This is a genomic window from Micromonospora sp. NPDC047738, assembly GCF_040642675.1.
In the GTDB taxonomy this organism is placed as follows: domain Bacteria; phylum Actinomycetota; class Actinomycetes; order Mycobacteriales; family Micromonosporaceae; genus Micromonospora.
Genome location: NZ_JBEYSO010000058.1, coordinates 1 through 18,264, shown reverse-complemented (window position 1 = coordinate 18,264; position 18,264 = coordinate 1). Strand labels below are relative to the sequence as shown.

Genomic DNA, 18,264 nt, shown 5'->3' with positions numbered 1-18,264 from the left:
GGGCAGGGCCCGGGCCCAGAACGAGCGCGGCACGAACACCGCGATCACGGCCGACAGCACCACCCCGAACACGAGGAACGGCACCGCCTGCACCATCACCGACACGAACACCGTCAACCAGGTCTGCAACCGCGGGTCCGCCACCAGCGCGCCGATCTGCCGGTACAGGACGCCGACGAGGATGAGGAGCACGCACAGCACTTCGACAGAACCGATCACCCGATCGCGTTTCGGCGGCGCGGGCTTCGAATCCGTCCCCGATGGCGGGTGCGAGTGCTGCTCGCCGGGCAGCGCGGCAGAGGGCGGGGAATCGGTCGTGCTCAGTGCGATCACCTTCTCCGGGTGTCCAACGCAGGGGCATGCTGGAAGTGATCAGAACGTGAGGCAGGGCCCGCAGCGGCGAAGGCCACCACCCCCTGCGTCGGCCTGCGCCGCCAGGGTCCGCACGCCTCCGGGGATGACTGACTCACGCACGGACTCCTCCCACGACAACCACCCAGCGGCGGACGAACGAGGAGCATCATCCGGCTATTGAAATCGACTGTCACTACGTCTCTAGCTGTCGTGATCAGTCTGTGACAAGAGGCCAGGTCACCCAGGCCTCGCGCAGTGCCGACCGCGCTGGCACAACCTCCGCAGCGTCCGCTAAAGGAAATCGGTTACCGACTTAGGCAGGACTGCGGAGTCAGGGCCAGCTCTCCCGGCCGCCATAGCCAATGTGCCCGCCGAGCCCGACTGGCGTCCTGTCCGTCTCGCCGGGCATCTTTCGTCTGGGTCGGATGAAAGTTTGTATTCCCTGAGCAGAACTATCGACTCAGGTCAGTAGAAGCGTCTACGCTCCGAGCCAAACGACGATCGATGCGAGGGATGCCATGTCCCGTCGAACCGGAAGACCCTCCTACCTCCTGACCCCGTCCGCCCGACAACGGCGATCCAACACAAGGACGGGCACGGGCGCTGCCGCGGCGGCATTGGCTGTGGGCCTGGTCGGCGGACTCATCGGATTCGCCGTGGGCCAGCCAAGCCCGACCGAAGCAGGCACCGCGCAGATCCGGGAAGCCGACGCCAAGCGCGACGTCCAGCAGATCACCGAACTCACCGAGATGGCCCGCGAAACAGCCGACCAGCTCTCGCCAATCCTCCGCGCCATCAAACAGGACACGGACGCCGGACGGACGCCCGAGGCATCTCAGGTCCAACAATGGCAGCAGACCATGCGCCAGCTAACCGAACAGTTCGCCAACCCACCGTCGGGCATGACCGCAACCAACGTAGCCCGTGGCGGCCTCAGAAGCGCCGTGGATCAGGGCGCCGTCGCGGTCGACTCTGTCGCCCTGGCCGTCACCAGCCCCGCCCCCGCACGCAAGAACCAGTTGGCGCTGGCGGCGCGACAAGCCGCCCTCGCGTCGGTCACCTGGTCGGTGGCCGCGGCCCAACTCGATCAGCTCAACATCGATGCCGGGCACGGCCACCAACACGTGTACCTGGACGCCGGCGATGCAGAGGGTGCCTTCACGCCAGATGGAGCGGCAGAAGGCTCCGACCGCTGACCGCTACAGCACGGCAAGTCGGCCAGCAGTTCGTCTCCCGGTGCGATCCACTCGATGCTCGCGAGCGTTGGTTCGCCGTGCTCCGGTGAGCCACCGGCGACAACGAAGCCCTCGCCTGGCATCCGTCGGGCCTGGCGGCCAGCTGGCCAGTCAAGGTCGGTCTTGCCGGTGACGCACCAACCGGCCTCCCCGCGCAGACGCTTGGGTCAAGGTCACCGACCGGTACAGCCCGCGAACCGGCCCAGTCAACGGCGCCCCGGTCCCCTACGCGGCAGGGATTGCGCTCCCCGGCAACAGTGCGGATAGTCATGTCCCGGCTGGCGTTTCCTCGGCCAACGCAAGGAAGAGCAGATGTCTGAAACCACCACGTACACCGTCACGAGGGCTGCCGGCGGCCGCTGGGTGCAGGCGGTCACCGCGGTAGACGCAGCGGGCTACGAGCCGGCCGGCGCCGATGGCTGAGCCCTCGGCTACGGAGGCGACGCCTCGCCCGGCGTCCCCGTCGGCCCGTGACGGCGCGTCGGTACGCCTGCTCGCCGTCGCCGGTGGGCTCGCGCTCGCGCTCGTTGCCGGCTTTGCGCTCGGCGAGGTGGTCCGCGACTCGGCGCGCCCGACAGGTTCGGCTCCGAGGGGCGGGCCGACCGGCACCAGCATGCACACTTCGGGTGGCGCCGGGCACCAGCACGTGGGCGGTGCCGCGGCGGCTGCCAGTGCCGAGGTGGATGGGCTGGCCGTCAGCGCGGGCGGCTACACCCTCGTGCCCGAGACGTCCTCCTTCACGGCGGGCGCGCGAAGCACCTGGCGGTTCCGCGTGGCCGGCCCTGACCGCAAGCCGGTGACGAACTTCGCGATCGTGCACGACAAGCCGATGCACCTGATCGTCGCGCGTCGGGACTTCTCCGGCTACCAGCACCTGCACCCGACGATGGCGCCGGACGGCACCTGGAGCGTCGACCTGGCGCTCCCGCAGGCCGGCGCGTGGCGCGCGTACGCCGACTTCGCGGCCGTCAGCTCAGCCAAGGCGCAGGTCCCGCTGACCCTCGGCGTGGACCTCACCGTGCCCGGCGATTACCGGCCGCGCCCATTACCCGCCGCCGCCCGCGAGTCCGTCGTGGACGGATTCACGGTGACGTACGAGGGCACGCCGCGACTCGGTGAGACCCAGGCGCTGGTGTTCCGGGTGTCCCAGGACGGTTCGCCGGTGGCCGACCTGCAGCGTTACCTCGGCGCGTACGGGCACCTTGTCGTGCTACGTGAGGGCGACCTCGGGTACGTGCACGTCCACCCGGAGACGCAGCTCATTGGCGGCGCGGTCAAGTTCTGGCTCACGGCGGCGAGCCCCGGCCGGTACCGGATGTTCTTCGACTTCCAGGTGGGCGGCAGGGTGCATACCGCCGAGTTCACGCTGGTGGTGCGGTAGCACCGCGGCCTGTGCACCGTTCCCGCTCGTGGGGGAGGCCGGACAGGGGATGGTTCCGCTCCACCATGCCGACTACCATGCTGCCGATCAGCACATTGATTGATTCACCTGATCGGATGTGATCGCATGCGGCAACCCCGCAGAGGCGTGATTCTACTCTCCGTCGTCCTCGCCGCCACGGCTCTGACGGTTGGACCGGCCGGCGCGGACAACACGAAGACCTTCGACGACGGCGGTGTCGTCGTCGAGAGTCACCAGCACGGTGGCGAGGGGGGCCACCTCGACCACGGCAGCAAGGACGTCACCCTCGTCGGCAAGGCGCGCGTGAACAACGCGCGGGCGGGCGTCGTCTCCGACGTCGGCGTGCTCGGCGACTACGCGTACCTCGGCGCGTTCAACAGCGAGCCGTGCGAGGGCGGCGTCTACGTCATGGACATCTCCGACCTCAGCAAGCCCCGCCAGGTCGGCTTCATCGCCGCGTCACCGGGCTCGTTCGTCGGCGAAGGAATCCATCCGATCAGCTTCAGCACCCCCGCATTCAGCGGCGACGTGCTGGCGTACAGCAACGAACTGTGCAGCAACGCCACGGCGCCGCCGGCGGTGGGTGGGGCGACCCTCGTTGACGTTTCCGACCCCCTGCACCCAGTGGTCCTCGCCAACGGCTTCGGGGCAGTCGAGCCCGGGGTGACGTCGCGGGCGCGGACGGTCCACAGCACGTTCATGTGGCAGACCGGGGCCGGGCCGGACCGCAAGGCCTACATCGTGCTCCCGGACAGCCGTACGCCGATGCTGCCCATCTTTGACATCACCGACCCGCGGCACCCGGTCCAGGTGATCGACGTCGACGTGGCCGCGATGTTCCCGCAGATCCTGCAGCCGGGTGTCGACCTGGACACGGTCTTCTTCCACGACGTGGTGGTTCGCAAGCACGGCAATCGGCAGATCATGCTGCTGTCCATGTGGGATGCAGGCTACGTGGCGCTCGACGTGACCGACCCGGCCCACCCGAGCTACGTCGCCGACACCGACTTCACCTTCCCCGACCCGCAGTTGCTCGAAACCAACGGGGTGACGCTCGGCCCCGAGGGCAACGGCCACTACGCCGAGTTCGTGCACAACGGCCAGTACGTGCTGACCACCGACGAGGACTTCGGGGCGACCCGGGTCCGTGTCGCGACGAACGACGGAGGCGACTTCCGGGCGGTCCAGGCCGGCAGCGCGCAGCTGCCCACCGGCGACGAACTCTCCGGCACAGCCATCTTCGTTGGTCTTGGTTGCAACGCAGACCCGCCAGCGCCCGCCCCGGCAACCGGCGGTCCCTACGTCGCCCTTGTCGAGCGGGGCGGATGCGGCTTCACCGAGATGGCGGCGAACGTGGAGTCGCGCGGGTATGCGGGGACGGTTGTCTTCAACCGGACGGGTGCGTCGGGCGGCTGTGGCTCGCTGGTGAGCCCGTCGGTCGTGGCCAACAAGCCGTTCTTCTTCGTGAACCGGCAGGCCGGCCTGTCCATCATGGATGCGGACGCCGGCTACGACGAGGCGGCCTGCCAGCGGAGCTCGGCCAGGGCCTCGGTGCCGGTCGGCACTGTCGGGGACACCGTCACCCTGGCTGCCACCTTCGATGGATGGGGCTACGTGCACCTGTTCCGCAACGGGACCGGGAAGCTACAGGAGTTGGACACCTACGCCGTACGGCAAGGCATGGACCCTGCCTACGCCAGCGGGTTCGGCAACCTGACCGTGCACGAGGTGGCCGTGTCAAAGCAGAACCCGCACCTGGTGTACGCGTCGTACTACGACGCAGGGCTACGGGTCCTCAGCATCAAGAACGACCGGATCACCGAAGTCGGCCACTTCGTCGACGAGGCCGGCAACGACCTCTGGGGCGTGCAGATCCTCCAGCGCGCCGGTGGCGAGTACGTGCTCGCCAGCGATCGCGACTTCGGGCTGTACGTATTCAAGTACACCGGCAAGAACTAGGCACTCACCCGCGGCGCCGTCACCCATGAGGTGGCGGCGCCGCCGCATTCCCGGCACCTGCCCCGCACGGTCGACCAACTCGTGCCTAATGCCCACGCGACCAAGCCCGCCGCCTGGTGCGGGATGCCCAAAGCCCGCTCCCAGCCGTCAGTCGCAGTCCTCGGCGGCGGGGCCTCGCGACTTCGCAGTCGAGGAGGTCCTCGCGCACTGCGGCAAGCCGTCGATCGACCCGGTCGATCGGTCCGGCAGTCGAATGTTCACCCACAGGTGGCTGCACGTTTTCAGCATGCGCCATTTACGCCCGAGGGCCGGGCCGGGACACTTCCCTCAGCCCGCCAACAGCATGGTTGCGGGCCAGTCCCGCACGCCAACTCGGAAGGGTCTTTTGTAGATGAAACTCAGGCTCCGCGCGCTCACAGGGGTGGCCGTGGCCGCCGCCGTGACGCTGGTAACGCTCGCCACCACCGCCGCGGCGAATGCCGCCGCCTCGGTTCCGTCGCAGGGATCGCCGACACAGCTCGACGTCGGCAACTGGAACGTCGAGTGGTTCGGTGCGCCGGACTTCGGCCCGACCAACGAGGCGCTTCAGCAGCAGAACGTCCGCGACGTCATGGCGGGCGCCGACATGGACGTGTGGGGCCTCTCCGAGGTCGTCAGCACCTCGGCGTTCGACACACTCGTGGCCGGCATGCCCGGGTACACCGGGGTCGTGGGCAACGACCCGATCGTGACGAACGGTGCGCAGTACTACTCGGACTTCAGCAACACCGAGCAAAAGGTCGCCCTCGTCTGGCGCTCCAGCATGGCCACCCTGGTGAGCGCGAAGGTCATCCTGACCAGCCAGAACAGCAACTTCGCCGGCCGCCCGCCGGTGGAGTTCACCCTGCGCGGAACGTTCGACGGTGTCACCAAGGACCTCGTCTTCATCGTCCTGCACGCAAAGGCCGGGTCCACCGCGGATGCGTGGAACCTGCGCAACCCCGCGTCGCAGGCCCTCAAGTCCTACCTCGACACGACCTACCCCACACAGAACGTCTTCGTCATCGGTGACTGGAACGACGACGTCGACACCTCTATCACACCCGGAAAGGCTTCGCCCTACGCCAACTTCGTGAACGACGCGGCGCGCTACACGTTCCCGACGCGGGCCCTGTCGCTGGCGGGCGTGTCGTCGACGGCGGGCTACCCGGACTTCATCGACCACCAGCTCACCACCAACGAGGTGCAGGCGAAATACGTCGCCGGCTCGGCGACCGCCTTCCAGCCCCAGGCCTACATCCCGAACTACACGACGACGACCAGCGACCACTACCCGGTGTTCGCCCGCTACAACTTCGTCATCGGCGGCGGCAGCGGCAACCAGCCGCCCACAGCGTCGTACACGTACTCCTGCACCGCTCTGACCTGTACCTTCACCGATGGCAGCACCGACTCCGACGGCACCATCGCCAGCCGCAGCTGGGACTTCGGCAACGGCCAGACCTCGACGGCGATGAACCCGACCGTGACCTACGCATCGGCCGGAACCTACGCGGTCTCGCTGACCGCGACGGACAACGGCGGGGCCACCGACACCACGACCCAGAACGTCACCGTCACCAGCAGCGGCGGCGGACCCGCCAACGTCATAATCAACGAGGTACTGGCCAACGAACCGGGCAGCAGCACCGCCGGAGAGGCCATCGAGATCGTGAACGTCGGCGGCACGGCAATCACCATCGCCGGCTGGACCATCCGCGACGGATCGGCAGTGCGGCACACGTTCGCGGCCGGTACGACACTGCAGCCCGGCAAGGCGATCACCGTATTCGGCGCAGCCTCCGCGATCCCCAGCGGCATCGTGGCGGTGGCAGCCAGCACCGGCGGCCTCAACCTCTCCAACAGCGGCGACCAGGTAATCCTGCAGGATTCAGCCGGAGCGACGGTCCAGTCGATGAGCTACACCTCGAGCCAGGCGGACTCCGACGGGGTGTCCATCAACCGAAGCCCTGATGGCTCGGCGACCGGCGGCTGGGTCAAGCACAACACCATCAGCTCGCTGCCCCGCTCGCCCGGCCAGCGCGCCAACGGAACGGTCTACTGAGTCCCGATCCACTGGCTTGACTTCGAAGTGATCGTTTAGCGGGATTCGGGCTGGTCGGCCCCGGTGTGTCGGGTAGCCGGAGGGCGGTAACGCGCTCGGGCTACCCGACACACCGGGGCCGGAACGGGCTGGGACCTCCATGAGTGGCGGCACTCCGACCTGACCCACCTCGGTGAACAGGGCGCGTCGCTGCTGATGCTCATGGCCAAGTCCCCGGGCGTCGTTGCATTATCTGGTCGGGGGGACGCGTGACGCCCGGGTCGGGCCCGCGGTCAGATCACCCGCGCACGTTCGCTGAACGCCGTGGCGATTCGGAGCTTGGGCTGACTGTCGAGCCCGAGTTCGTAGTGTCCGCGGCGGAGACTCTGCATGAACGCGTGTCCGGCGATGATCACCTGTGCGGTGGAGTCGGTCCGGAGCCCGCGCATGGGTCGTAACCGGTGCTTGAGCTGGCTGTGATCGGCCTCGATCGGATTGTTCGCGTGCCGCTCGACGTGGTGCCAGGCCGAGGGAACGAAGACGTCGAGCACGGCGGGATAGACCGGAGCGGCGTCGGTGACCACCTCGGTGGGCGTGACCTTCAGCGTCCGCAGCGCACGCTGGAAGAACCGTCGGGCCGCGGCGGCATCACGGCGGGCCGAGACGAGCACGTCGAGTGAAGGTGCCCAGGTGGGAACGACCCTGAACGGCAGGAACTGCGAGTTCACTGATGGATGGCGGACAGCAGAATGGTCACGGTCGTGCCATTCAAGGGGTGTTCGCAGGGCACGTCGAACTGGGGGTTGACGCGGTGGTGGGCGCTGGCGGAGCAGATGCGTAGTTCGCCGTGGTGGGCGCGGACGATGGCGTCGACGATGGGCAGGCCGAGGCCGGTGCCGGGTGAGGTGCGGGCGGTGTCGGCGCGGCGGAACCGTTCGACGGCGTGGGGCAGGAACGCCGGGTCCATGCCGGGCCCGGTGTCCTGGACGGTGATCCGCACTAGGGCGTCGACGTGCTCGGCGGTGACGGTGATCGGGGGTACGCCGTAGCGGGCGGCGTTGTCGATCAGGTTGGTGAGGGCCCGGCCGAGGCGGGAGGCGTCCCCGCGAACGGTCAGACCCGGCTCCGCGTGGCAGCGCAGCACGTCCGCATCGACGCCGATGCTGGTCCGATAGCGGCCGATCCGGTCGGTGAGCAGCGCGGTGAGGTCGACGGTGGGGGCGGTGTCGTCCTGGACGGGTTGGGTGCCGACGGTGAGCAGTGCGTCGGCGAGGGCGATGAGGTCGGCGGTGTCGGCTGCGGCATTACGAATGGTCTGTTCCAGTTCGGCGGTGGTGCGGGGTCGGCGCAGCGCCAGTTCGAGTTCGGTGGAGAGCAGGGTGAGTGGGGTGCGCAGTTCGTGGCTGGCGTCGTTGATGAACTGCCGTTCCCGATCGAGTGCGGCATCTTGGGCAGTGAGCATGTCGTTCAGGGTGCGGCCGAGGCGGGCGACCTCGTCGTCGGTGGCGGGGACGGCAAGGCGTACGCCGGTGGCGCCGGCGGCGATGCGGGCGGCTTCGCTGCGGTAGCGCTCGACGGGGGCGAGGGCGGCGCGGGCGAGGCGGTAGCCGACCAGGGATGCGACCGCGAGGGCGGCGAGGTTGGCCAGGGCGAGCTGGCCGATGAGTTCGCGCAGGGCCTCGTCGCGTTGGTCGCGGCGGACTGCCGCGACGGTGACCGCGGGCTGGCCCGCCGCCGGAACGGCACTGGGCCGGACCGGGACGGCGTACAGGCGCAGCGGGCGGGTGCTGATCGGGAGTAGGGTGCCTCGGTCAGCCCGGACAGGTTGGTGCAGGGCCCGGTTGAGCTGTTCGGGGCTGAGCAGGGACGTGGCGGGTAGGCCGGGACTGGCGGCGAGGACGTGGTTGCTGGCGTCGAGGAGTTGCCAGTACTCCCCCGGTCCGGTCCGGGCGGCCGTGGGCAGCGGTGTGCCAGTGCGGGCGCCGTCGGTGAGTTGCGCGGACAACGCGTCCAGATCCTGGTCGAGGCGCACGTCGAGGGCGTAGCGCACCCGCAGGTAGACGAACGCGCCCGCGCCGGTGAGCACCACCAGCATCGCGGCGGCAAAGCCAGCGATCAGCCGGACCCGCAGCGGCAGTCCACCCCACCGAAGCCGGGTGCCCATGTCAGCCGCCGTCGGGGCGGAGCCGGTAGCCGACGCCGCGCAGGGTTTCGATGGCGTGCCGGCCGAACGGTTTGTCGACCTTGGCGCGGAGGGTGGCGACGTGGACGTCGATGACGTTGGAACGGATGTCGGTTTCGCCATCCCATACCTCGTCGAGGATCTGGTAACGGGTCAGGCACTGCCCGGCCCGGGACATCAGCAGGGCGAGGATGTCGAACTCCCGCGCGGACAGGTCGATCTCCGTCTCGCTGCGGAACACCCGCCGCCGGGCGGGGTCGAGTAGCAGGTCACCGGCGCGAACTTCGGCTGGCGGCGGTCCGGCGGTCCGGCGGTGCAGGGCGCGTAGCCGGGCGAGGAGTTCGTCGAAGGAGAACGGCTTGGTCAGGTAGTCGTCGGCGCCGGAGTCGAGGCCGGCGACCCGGTCAGGGACCTCGCCGCGGGCGGTGAGCATCAGCACCGGCACCTGGTTGCCCTGCTCGCGCAGGGTCCGGCAGATTGCGGTGCCGTCGAGGCCGGGCAGCATGACGTCGAGCACCACCGCGTCGTAGCCGCCGGTGGCCGCGGCGAGCAGCCCGTCGGAGCCGGTGTGCCGGATGTCGACGGTATGTCCGGCTTCGCGTAGCCCCTGGGCGAGCAGGTCGGCCAGTCGCCGCTCGTCCTCCACCACCAGGACCCGCACCCGTGCCTCCCTCGACCGTCATGCCCGCCACCAGTGCAGCACACCGTCACCGATCTTCATCTGCCCTTCATGTCCGGATGGCTACGGTCAGGGCCGGCATGGGAGGAACAGCATGAACAACCGGCTCTTCTTGGAGATCAACGACCTGGCCCGGGCGACGCCGTGGCTGCACGTCCCGATGGCAGGTTATGCGAAGTACGGCGTGATGCTGTTCGCCGTCCTGCTGCTGGCCGGCTGGTGGGTTGCCCGAGGCGCGGGTGAGCGGATGCCGGCGGCGGTGTGGGCGCCGGTGGGCATGCTACTGGCGGTGGCGGGGAACCAGGCGATCGTGTCCGCCGTGCACGAGCCCCGGCCGTACACGACGCTGCCCGGCATCCTGGTGCTGGCCGACCGCAGCGCCGATCCGTCGTTCCCGTCGGACCACGCCACCATGGCTGGCGCCGTCGCGGCCGGCCTGCTGCTGGTCAGTTGGCGGCTCGGTCTGCTGGCCGCGGTCGCCGCCGCGGTGATGGGATTCGCCAGGATCTACATCGGCGCGCACTACCCGCTCGACGTGCTGGCCGGTTTCGCGGTCGGCGCCACCGTGACGCTGCTGGGCTACCTGATCGCCCGCCGGCCGATCACCGCCGGTTTGAACATGCTGGGCGACACCCGGCTGCAGCCCCTGCTGCGGGCGAGCGGTGGGGCAGCCGCGGCAGGCCGGTGAGCGTCGTCGGTTTCCTCACCGGCCTGGTGGCGCACTACGGCTACCTGGGCCTCGCCGTGCTCGTCGGGGTCGAGAGCTTCGGCGTTCCCGCGCCCGGTGAGACGGCGATAATCCTGGGCGCCGGGTACGCGGCGCACGGCCAACTGGCCATCGGCGGCGTCGCGGTGACCGCGTTCCTGGCCGCGGTGATCGGCGACAGCATCGGCTACCTGATCGGCCGCACCGGCGGGCGGCGGCTCATCCTGCGTTACGGCCGCTACGTGCGCCTGACCCCGGAACGGTTCGCCCGGCTGGAGGCGGTGATGAGCCGGCACGGGCCGAAACTCGTCGCGGTCGCCCGGTTCGTGGAGGGCCTGCGGCAGTTCAACGGGCTCATTGCCGGCGCCACTGGCATGCCGTGGCGGCGCTTCGTCACCTACAACGCCCTCGGCGCCGCCGCCTGGGTCGGGGTGTGGGCCACCGCCGGCTACCTCGCCGGGGACCACATCCGCGCCATCGTGGCGGATCTGCACCGCTTCCAGTGGTACCTGCTCGCCGCCGCGGCCCTCGCCGCGCTCGCCTACGCCGGATGGCGGCTGGCCCGTCGACTGGCCCACCCCGGATAATCGCAGCCGACCCGCCGGCCGGTTTCATGCTGGCTTCATGTGTGATCTTTAGCGTCCGGGTCATGCGCGATGTACTGGCGGTCAACGCCGTCAACGTCACCAAAACCTACGGGTCACTGACCGCCGTCAATAGCATCACCGTGCAGGTCGCCCAAGGCGAGGTGTACGGCGTCCTTGGCCCCAACGGGGCCGGCAAGACGACCTTCCTGCGGATGCTGTTCGGGCTGATCCGTCCGGACAGCGGCACCCTGGAGGTGTTCGGGCGCTCCTGGCAGCGCCACGGCGTCAACTCCCTGTCCGGGGTCGCCGGGTTCATCGAGAGCCCGAAGTTCTACCCGGCCCTGTCCGGCCGGCGGAACCTGCGCCTGCTCGCGGGCCTCGACGGCGGCGATGCGGCAGACCGCGTCGACGAGGTGCTGGACATCGTCGGACTCGCCGACCGGCAGCACGACAAGGTGCGCGGCTACTCCTTCGGCATGCGGCAACGCCTCGGCGTCGCCTCCGCCCTGCTGCGCAACCCGCGACTGCTCGTGCTCGACGAGCCGGCCAACGGCCTCGACCCCGCCGGCATCCGCGACATGCGGGCCCTGGTCCGACGTCTCGCCGACACCGGCCTCACCGTCCTGCTCTCCAGCCACGACATGGCCGAGGTCGAGCAAATCTGCGACAACATCACCATCATGAAGACCGGCTCGGTGGTGCACCACGGCTCGATCGCCGCCCTGCGCGAGCTGGCGCCCGAGCAGGCCCACCGAGTCGTCACCACCGATGACGATCGGGCCGCCGAGCTGGCCCGTACCCGCGGGCTCGAGGTCACCATGGCCGACGACGGGCTGGACGTGCGCGGCCCGCAGAAGGATGTCGACGCGCTGATCGCCGACATCGTCGACGCGGGCATCGCGCTGCGCGGCCTCAGCCGGGACGAGACGCCGCTGGAGGCCCTGTTCTTCATGCTCACCGAATCCGCCCCGGCCGGCCCGCCCGCCGGCCTCGACGCCGCAACCGGAGCCCGCCGATGACCGCCACCGCCGTACCCGCCGTCGCTCCGGCCGCACGCCGCCGGCCCGGCACCGCCGCAGTGCTGCGCTGGGAGGTGGCAAAGCTCGCCGCCCAGGCTCGCAGCCGAGCGCTGCTCATCGGCGCCGTGATCGTCCCGATCGCGATCGTGCTGATCTTCAACACCCAACTACCGCCCAAGGACACCATCTACGGCCGGCACATCCACACCAGCGGCTACGCCGTCCCGCTGTTCGTGCTCGCCTTCGCCCACCAATGGGTGCTGCCCCTGCTCGCCGCCCTCGTCGCCGGCGACATCTTCGCAAACGAGGACCAGCACGGCACCTGGAAGACCATCCTCACCCGCTCGGTCAGCCGCACCCAGATCTTCTGGGCCAAAACACTGACCGCTGTCGGCTTCAACCTCCTCGTCCTGGCCCTGCTCGCCGCCAGCACCATCACCACCAGCCTGCTCGTCGTCGGCCGGCAGCCCCTACCCGGGCTCAGCGGCCAACTCATCCCCGCCGGCCACGCCCTACCCCTGGTCATCGCCAGCTGGGCCACCGCCGTGGCACCGGTCCTCGGGTTCACCGCCCTGGCGATCCTGCTGTCCGTCGTCACCCGCAACCCCACCATCGGCGTCGCCACACCCGTCGTGCTCGGGATGATCATGCAGCTGCTCAGCAGCCTGGGCGGGCTGAACAAGGCCCGCCATGTTCTGCTCACCACCCCATTCGAAACCTGGCACGGCCTGCTCACCGCACACCCCTTCCACGCACCAGTCACCACCGGCGTGATCGTCAGCGCCGGATGGCTCGTCGTCTGCCTCACCCTCGCCTACCTCTACCTGCGTCGCCGCGACATCACCGGAGGCTGACCATGACCCGCACCCGCACCGTCGCAGTGGCCATCGGCCTCGCCGTCACCGCCTCGGGGGCACTGGCCGGATGCGGCCAGCCCGACGTCACCAAGGACCGCCTCGAACGGGCCATCGGGCCCGCCTTCGCCAACCTCTACGTCCAGCGGGCCGACCTGCTCGGCGAACACGGCATCACCGTGCAGACCATCGGCGCTTCCACCGCCTGCGACCGCGGCGGCCCCAAGCTCCCCGACGTGGGACCCGGCCCCGACTGGATCTGCATGATCCACTTCACCGACGACCACGGGCAACCACAGGACGGCAAATTCGAGGTACAGGTCCGGGCTGACGCCACCTACATCGCCGGCGGGCCCTCGAAACTCATCGGCCAGGCCACCCTGACCGACAGCCACGGCCACGACGTACCCAACCCCGTCTTCGAATGGGACGGCGCCTTCGACCCCGACAACTGAGCTGCGCCCACGCTCTTGCCAGAGGATCCCGGCCACCCACGGCCGCTCCACCGGCCCCAAGCTCCTCGAGTACAAAACCGCCGAGTCCTCCGACGTCATCGTCACCATGGGCTGCGGAGACGCCTGCCCGTCTTCCCCTGGCAAGCGCTACGAGGACTGGAAACTCGAAGACCCCGCCGGCAAGGACTTCGACGCTGTCCGCCCGATCCGCGACGAGATCCACGCCCGGGTGGAGAAGCTCATCCACCGAACTGCGCCCGCCGCCTGACCCACCCGCCAGCGCTGCCCGTCCGCCGGTCGCCCGTCGGACGGGTCCGGCACGATCCGGCCGCTGACACGGCTCGGACAGGTCAACACGGCTCTCTGCCCGCAAACCGACGGTGGCCGGGCCCTGATTCAACAGGAGGCACCCGATGCGGATCGGGGAAGTTGCGTGATGCCGGAGATGGTGAGCCGGCCGGCGTTGACCGGTGCCCATCGGGCCTGGGCTCGCCGTCGCCGTGGCGGATCCACGCCGTGTAGTACCTGGGTCAGATGGGGATGACCGGGCCGCCGCCGGCGATGCCGCCGTACAGGCCGGGCTGACCGGTCAGCACGCTGCAGCCGAGGTCGATCGCGGCGAGCACCGCGGTGGCGGCGTCGACCCTGCCAACCGTGTCAAGGGTGACCGCGAGGGCCTCCCAGCTGTCCGGCGGCGGCGAGAGGATCTCGGCGATCGGATGGTTGACGAGCAGCTGCAGACGGTCCCTGTCGGCGACCACCCGGGCGGCTTCGGCCACGCACAGTACCGGCAGCCCGAACACGCAGTTCTCTTCGTCGGCGACCTCGGCGATCACCTCACCGACGTCGATCGACCCTCGGGTGAAGGCGATGATCGCGGAGGCGTCGAGGACGACCCGGACGGCCGGTTCGGTCACGCGGCGCGGGCCGGCAGGCCGAGCTGCTCGCGAGCCTGGGCGTCGAGCTCCGCCGTCCACCGCTCCCGGGCCTCGTCCAGGCGGCGGCGCGCGCGAGCCTTCCCCTCGTCGGAGACGACGATGCCGGCAGCGGCGAGGATGTCCTCGCCGCGGGCGCCGGTGTTGGGGTTCCTGTCCGCCATGCCCGCATGATAACCCCTGATAGGGGCGGCAGTCACCGACAGCGCCGCCAGCGGCGCTGCCGAGCCCTGAGGCCGCTGGTGCCGATGGGGCAATTGAGCAGCGCTCCGTACCCTCAGGGCTGTTGCCGCCCTACACCGGGAGTCACCGCCACGGTGAACTACGCGACTGAGAAAGCGAGGGTCGCCTTCCCTCCGTCGCTGACCCCGGCGGACCTGATCGCCACCGTGGAACAGGTCGGCTACGCCGCCCCGATCCCCAAGCCGCCCGCGGCCACCGGCCTCGAGCCGGCCGGGGATCCTGAGGAGGAAGCGGTGAGCCGGCTGCGCCTGCGGCTGTGGATCAGCGTCGCCGTAGCCGTCCCCGTCGTTGCGCTGGCAATGGTGCCAGCGCTGCAGTTCACCAGCTGGCAGTGGCTCTCCGCGATCCTGGCCGCACCGGTCGTCGTCTACAGCTGGTGGGTGTTCCACAAAGCCACCTGGGTCAACCTGCGTCACGGCACGGCCACCATGGACACCCTCATCTCCGTCGGCACCCTGGCCGCATTCGCGTGGTCCAAGTACGCCCTGCACGGTCGTGTCCGCAGTTCCGCTACCGTTGCTAAACCAGCGCCGGGTGACTCAGGCCCTCCAGGCCCAAGCCCGTTACCGCGTGATGGCGTGGCTGTGCGGGCCGCGGTGATCGGGTAGGTCGCGGTCGGTGTGTTCGGCGTGGAAGAGCGCCTCGGCGAGCAGGGCGCGGACGTGGGTGTCGGCGGCGGAGTAGTGCACGAAGGTGCCCTCGCGTCGGCCGCGGACAAGGCCGGCCAGGCGGAGCTTGGCGAGGTGTTGGCTGACAGCGGTGGGGGCGGCGCCGACGATTTCGGCCAGGCAGGCGACCGATGACTCGCCCTGCAGCAGGGCCCAGAGGATCTTGATGCGGGTGGGATCGGCGAGCAGCCGGAAGCCTTCGGCGGCGAGGTGGACCTGCTCGTCGTTGGGCATCTGAAAATCCGGCAGCGAGGTGTGCACCCGCCCATGGTAGCGGAGGCTGCGCATCCAGCTACCTACCTGACTAGCTACCTGCATTGCTATGCAGGTAGTGTTCCTTGTCGTGACCGCGACGACGACTTCACCCCGCCCGACCGCCACCGCGCCGATACCGGCACCACGGCGGTTGGCTGCCCGGGCATGGGCGCTGACCGAGGTGCGCTGGGCGGCCCTCGCTACCGGGCTGTTCGCCGCCGGCGGGATGGCGCAACTGTTGGGCGCGCCGGCTCCGGTGTGGTGGGCGTTGTATCTGGCCTGCTACGCCGCGGGCGGATGGGAGCCGGCCCTGGCCGGGCTGCGGGCGCTGCGCGAGCGGACCCTGGACGTCGACCTGCTGATGATCGTGGCCGCGCTCGGCGCGGCGGGAATCGGGCAGGTGTTCGACGGAGCACTGCTGATCGTCATCTTCGCGACCTCCGGCGCCTTGGAGGCATTCGCGACCGCCCGCACCGCCGACTCGGTGCGGGCGTTGCTGGACGTGGCCCCAGAGCAGGCGACGCGGCTGAACGCCGATGGCGGCGAGACGGTGGTGGACACCGTCGATCTGCGGGTCGGTGACCTGGTGCGGGTGCGCCCGGGCGAGCGGATCGGCGCCGACGCAGTCGTCGTCGAGGGCGCCAGCGAGGTGGACCAGGCCACCATCACCGGCGAACCGCTGCCGGTGACCAAAACGGCGGGCGACGAGGTGTTCGCCGGCACGCTCAACGGCACCGGCACGCTGGTCGTCCGGGCGCACCGTGCGGCGGGTGAGTCGGTGATCGCCTGCATCGTCGCACTGGTGGAGCAGGCGTCGGCGACCAAGGCCAAGACACAGCTGTTCATCGAGAAGGTCGAGCAGCGGTACTCGATCGCGGTGGTCGTCGCCACCCTGGCGCTGTTCGTCGTCCCCCTTGCCTTCAGCGCCGACCTGCGGTCGACGTTGTTGCGGGCGATGACGTTCATGATCGTGGCATCGCCGTGCGCGGTGGTCCTCGCGACGATGCCGCCGCTGCTGTCCGCGATCGCTCTCGCCGGCCGCCACGGCGTCCTGGTCAAGTCCGCCGTGGTCATGGAACACCTCGCCGATACCGATCTGGTGGCGTTCGACAAGACCGGCACCCTCACCGAAGGCCACCCCCGCGTCGTCGACACCCACCCCATCGGCGACGCGCACACCGACGAGGTGCTGCGGCTGGCCGCCGGGGCGGAGCACGCCAGCGAACACCCGGTCGGCGCCGCGGTCCTCGCCGCCGCCCGGGACCGCGGGCTGCCGATCCCGGCAGCGAGTGACTTCACCTCCGTGCCCGGACGGGGCGTGCGGGCCCTGGTCGACGGCCGACGGGTGGCCGTGGGCGCACCCGCGCTACTCGACGAACTCACGCCCACCCCCGGCGACCCGACCGTGGCCCAGGCCCGGACCGTGGCCGCTGACGCACAGGCCGCCGGGCGGACCGCCGTGGTGGTGCTCGTCGACGGCACGCCCGCCGGAGTGCTCGCCCTCGCCGACCGCATCCGCACTAACGCCGCCGACACCGTGACCGCGCTGACCCGTCTCACAGGGACCGGGCCGATGCTGCTCACCGGCGACAACCCCGGCGCCGCCGCACACCTCGCGGCAGAAGCCGGCATCACCAACGTGCACGCCGGGCTGCTGCCCCAGGACAAGGTCGACCGGGTACGCGCCGTACAGGCCGACGGCCGGCGGGTGCTGCTGGTCGGCGACGGCGTCAACGACGCCCCGGCCCTCGCCGCAGCCAACCTCGGCGTCGCCATGGGCCGCGGCGGCTCCGACCTCGCCCTGCACAGCGCCGACGCCGTCCTCGTCCGCGACGACCTGCCCACCCTGCCCGCCGCCATCGCCCTGTCCCGACGCGCCCGCCGCCTCGTCAAGGCGAACCTGGCCATCGCCGCCACCTTCATCACCGTGCTCGTCGCCTGGGACCTGTTCGGCCACCTCCCCCTCCCTCTGGGTGTGGCCGGGCACGAAGGCTCCACCGTCATCGTCGGCCTCAACGGCCTACGCCTGCTCGCCTCCTCCGCGTGGCGCCGCGCCGAGGCCGAAGGGGCGCCATGAGTCGCGGCGCCCGTGACGGCGGCGGGTCCACCGGTTGCACGGTCACGGTGTGTCGCGGGTGCTGCTGCGGTACCGCCGCCGGGTTCGACCACGCCGGGCAGCTGACCCAATTTCGCAAGGCGGTGGCAGACGTCGCGGTGGTACGCGTCAGCGACTGCCTCGACGCCTGCGCGCACGCCAACGTCATCGTCGTGCAGCCCTCCCCCGCCGGCCGCCGCGCCGGCGGACGGCCGGTCTGGCTCGGCCTGGTCAACGACACCGACGCCACCGACGACATCGCCGCCTGGATCCGCGCCGGCGGACCCGGCCTGGCCGACCCACCCGGCGTGCTCGACCTGTACGCGTTCACCCCACCGCGCCGCGTACGACAACACCTAACCTAACCGGGCTGTCCATAATGTTCGGTGTTGACATCCTCCCGGCCCTGAAGGGGCCGGGATTCCCACGGTTGCCCGTGAGGTTTCCTGTTTCATTGCCGACTGCCTGTCCGGGAGGATTTTTCCTTGAGGTCTTCTGTCAGCTCCGCAGGCGTTTTACCTCTCCGCCAGCCCGGCGGCGAGGATGTTCTTGGCAGCGTTGATGTCCCGGTCGT

The 18,264-nt window shown here is 70.0% G+C and carries 17 protein-coding genes and 3 pseudogenes; 13 read left to right on the top strand and 7 right to left on the bottom strand.

What is annotated here, in order from left to right; translation table 11 throughout:
- Positions 1-291 (bottom strand): annotated as a pseudogene (locus ABZ783_RS36520) (permease); the annotation flags it as partial.
- Positions 292-977: 686 nt separating this feature from the next.
- Here ABZ783_RS36520 and ABZ783_RS36515 point away from each other — a divergent pair.
- The 4 genes from ABZ783_RS36515 (at position 978) to ABZ783_RS36500 (ending at position 7,033) form a co-directional block, all read left to right on the top strand.
- Entirely contained in the window at positions 978-1,550 is a 573-nt protein-coding gene (locus tag ABZ783_RS36515) for a hypothetical protein (protein ID WP_357447484.1), read from the top strand.
- A 454-nt stretch (positions 1,551-2,004) separates the two neighbouring features.
- Positions 2,005-2,970 (top strand): hypothetical protein, encoded by a 966-nt coding sequence (locus tag ABZ783_RS36510; RefSeq protein WP_357447481.1) that lies wholly within the window; start codon positions 2,005-2,007, stop codon positions 2,968-2,970.
- A gap of 147 nt (positions 2,971-3,117) precedes the next feature.
- The gene (locus ABZ783_RS36505; protein WP_357447478.1) at positions 3,118-4,950 is read left to right on the top strand and encodes a PA domain-containing protein; all 1,833 of its coding nucleotides are present in this window, start codon (positions 3,118-3,120) and stop codon (positions 4,948-4,950) included.
- 391 nt (positions 4,951-5,341) lie between these two features.
- The gene (locus tag ABZ783_RS36500) at positions 5,342-7,033 is read left to right on the top strand and encodes a lamin tail domain-containing protein (RefSeq protein ID WP_357447474.1); all 1,692 of its coding nucleotides are present in this window, start codon (positions 5,342-5,344) and stop codon (positions 7,031-7,033) included.
- A 272-nt stretch (positions 7,034-7,305) separates the two neighbouring features.
- On the opposite strand, the gene ABZ783_RS36495 is transcribed toward ABZ783_RS36500, so the two are convergent.
- The 3 genes from ABZ783_RS36495 to ABZ783_RS36485 are packed head-to-tail and all read right to left on the bottom strand — an operon-like array spanning position 7,306 to position 9,855.
- Positions 7,306-7,740: a DDE-type integrase/transposase/recombinase gene (locus tag ABZ783_RS36495; RefSeq protein ID WP_357447471.1), complete on the bottom strand. Its 435-nt coding sequence runs from the start codon at positions 7,738-7,740 to the stop codon at positions 7,306-7,308.
- Positions 7,737-9,176: an ATP-binding protein gene (locus ABZ783_RS36490; protein ID WP_357447468.1), complete on the bottom strand. Its 1,440-nt coding sequence runs from the start codon at positions 9,174-9,176 to the stop codon at positions 7,737-7,739. Before ABZ783_RS36490 ends, ABZ783_RS36495 begins: the two co-directional genes overlap by 4 nt.
- Position 9,177: 1 nt before the next feature.
- Positions 9,178-9,855 carry a response regulator transcription factor gene (locus tag ABZ783_RS36485; RefSeq protein ID WP_357447465.1) on the bottom strand — a complete coding sequence of 226 codons (678 nt, stop codon included), beginning with the start codon at positions 9,853-9,855 and terminating at the stop codon, positions 9,178-9,180.
- Positions 9,856-9,967: 112 nt separating this feature from the next.
- Here ABZ783_RS36485 and ABZ783_RS36480 point away from each other — a divergent pair, with 112 nt between their 5' ends.
- The 6 genes and pseudogenes from ABZ783_RS36480 to ABZ783_RS36455 all read left to right on the top strand — a co-directional run.
- Positions 9,968-10,561: a phosphatase PAP2 family protein gene (locus ABZ783_RS36480; protein ID WP_357447462.1), complete on the top strand. Its 594-nt coding sequence runs from the start codon at positions 9,968-9,970 to the stop codon at positions 10,559-10,561.
- Positions 10,558-11,166, top strand: coding sequence for a DedA family protein (locus ABZ783_RS36475; protein WP_357447459.1), 609 nt, complete (start codon positions 10,558-10,560; stop codon positions 11,164-11,166). Before ABZ783_RS36480 ends, ABZ783_RS36475 begins: the two co-directional genes overlap by 4 nt.
- Positions 11,167-11,228: 62 nt before the next feature.
- Complete coding sequence (locus ABZ783_RS36470; protein WP_357447456.1) at positions 11,229-12,185, top strand: ABC transporter ATP-binding protein; 957 nt, start codon at positions 11,229-11,231, stop codon at positions 12,183-12,185.
- Complete coding sequence (locus ABZ783_RS36465) at positions 12,182-13,039, top strand: ABC transporter permease (RefSeq protein ID WP_357447453.1); 858 nt, start codon at positions 12,182-12,184, stop codon at positions 13,037-13,039. The genes ABZ783_RS36470 and ABZ783_RS36465 overlap by 4 nt, the downstream gene beginning before the upstream one ends.
- 2 nt (positions 13,040-13,041) lie before the next feature.
- Positions 13,042-13,494, top strand: a complete 453-nt coding sequence (locus ABZ783_RS36460) for a hypothetical protein (protein WP_357447449.1) — start codon at positions 13,042-13,044, stop codon at positions 13,492-13,494.
- 55 nt (positions 13,495-13,549) lie between these two features.
- A pseudogene (locus tag ABZ783_RS36455) lies at positions 13,550-13,762 on the top strand (heat-shock protein HtpX); the annotation flags it as partial.
- Positions 13,763-14,024: 262 nt separating this feature from the next.
- On the opposite strand, the gene ABZ783_RS36450 reads toward ABZ783_RS36455, so the two are convergent.
- Both ABZ783_RS36450 and ABZ783_RS36445 read right to left on the bottom strand, forming a co-directional pair.
- Positions 14,025-14,411 (bottom strand): hypothetical protein, encoded by a 387-nt coding sequence (locus ABZ783_RS36450; RefSeq protein ID WP_357447446.1) that lies wholly within the window; start codon positions 14,409-14,411, stop codon positions 14,025-14,027.
- The gene (locus ABZ783_RS36445; RefSeq protein WP_357447443.1) at positions 14,408-14,593 is read right to left on the bottom strand and encodes a hypothetical protein; all 186 of its coding nucleotides are present in this window, start codon (positions 14,591-14,593) and stop codon (positions 14,408-14,410) included. The genes ABZ783_RS36450 and ABZ783_RS36445 overlap by 4 nt, the downstream gene beginning before the upstream one ends.
- Before the next feature lie 135 nt (positions 14,594-14,728).
- On the opposite strand from ABZ783_RS36445, the pseudogene ABZ783_RS36440 reads away from it, so the two are divergent.
- Positions 14,729-15,160, top strand: a pseudogene (locus ABZ783_RS36440) (heavy metal translocating P-type ATPase); the annotation flags it as partial.
- Between the two features lie 75 nt (positions 15,161-15,235).
- Here ABZ783_RS36440 and ABZ783_RS36435 read toward each other — a convergent pair.
- A complete protein-coding gene (locus ABZ783_RS36435; RefSeq protein ID WP_357447490.1) occupies positions 15,236-15,574 on the bottom strand; it encodes a metalloregulator ArsR/SmtB family transcription factor in 339 nt (112 codons plus the stop codon).
- Between the two features lie 154 nt (positions 15,575-15,728).
- Here ABZ783_RS36435 and ABZ783_RS36430 point away from each other — a divergent pair, with 154 nt between their 5' ends.
- Together ABZ783_RS36430 and ABZ783_RS36425 are read left to right on the top strand one after the other, a co-directional pair.
- A complete protein-coding gene (locus ABZ783_RS36430; RefSeq protein ID WP_357447487.1) occupies positions 15,729-17,672 on the top strand; it encodes a heavy metal translocating P-type ATPase in 1,944 nt (647 codons plus the stop codon).
- Positions 17,673-17,794: 122 nt separating this feature from the next.
- The gene (locus tag ABZ783_RS36425) at positions 17,795-18,055 is read left to right on the top strand and encodes a hypothetical protein (protein WP_357447440.1); all 261 of its coding nucleotides are present in this window, start codon (positions 17,795-17,797) and stop codon (positions 18,053-18,055) included.
- Positions 18,056-18,264: the final 209 nt, after the last annotated feature.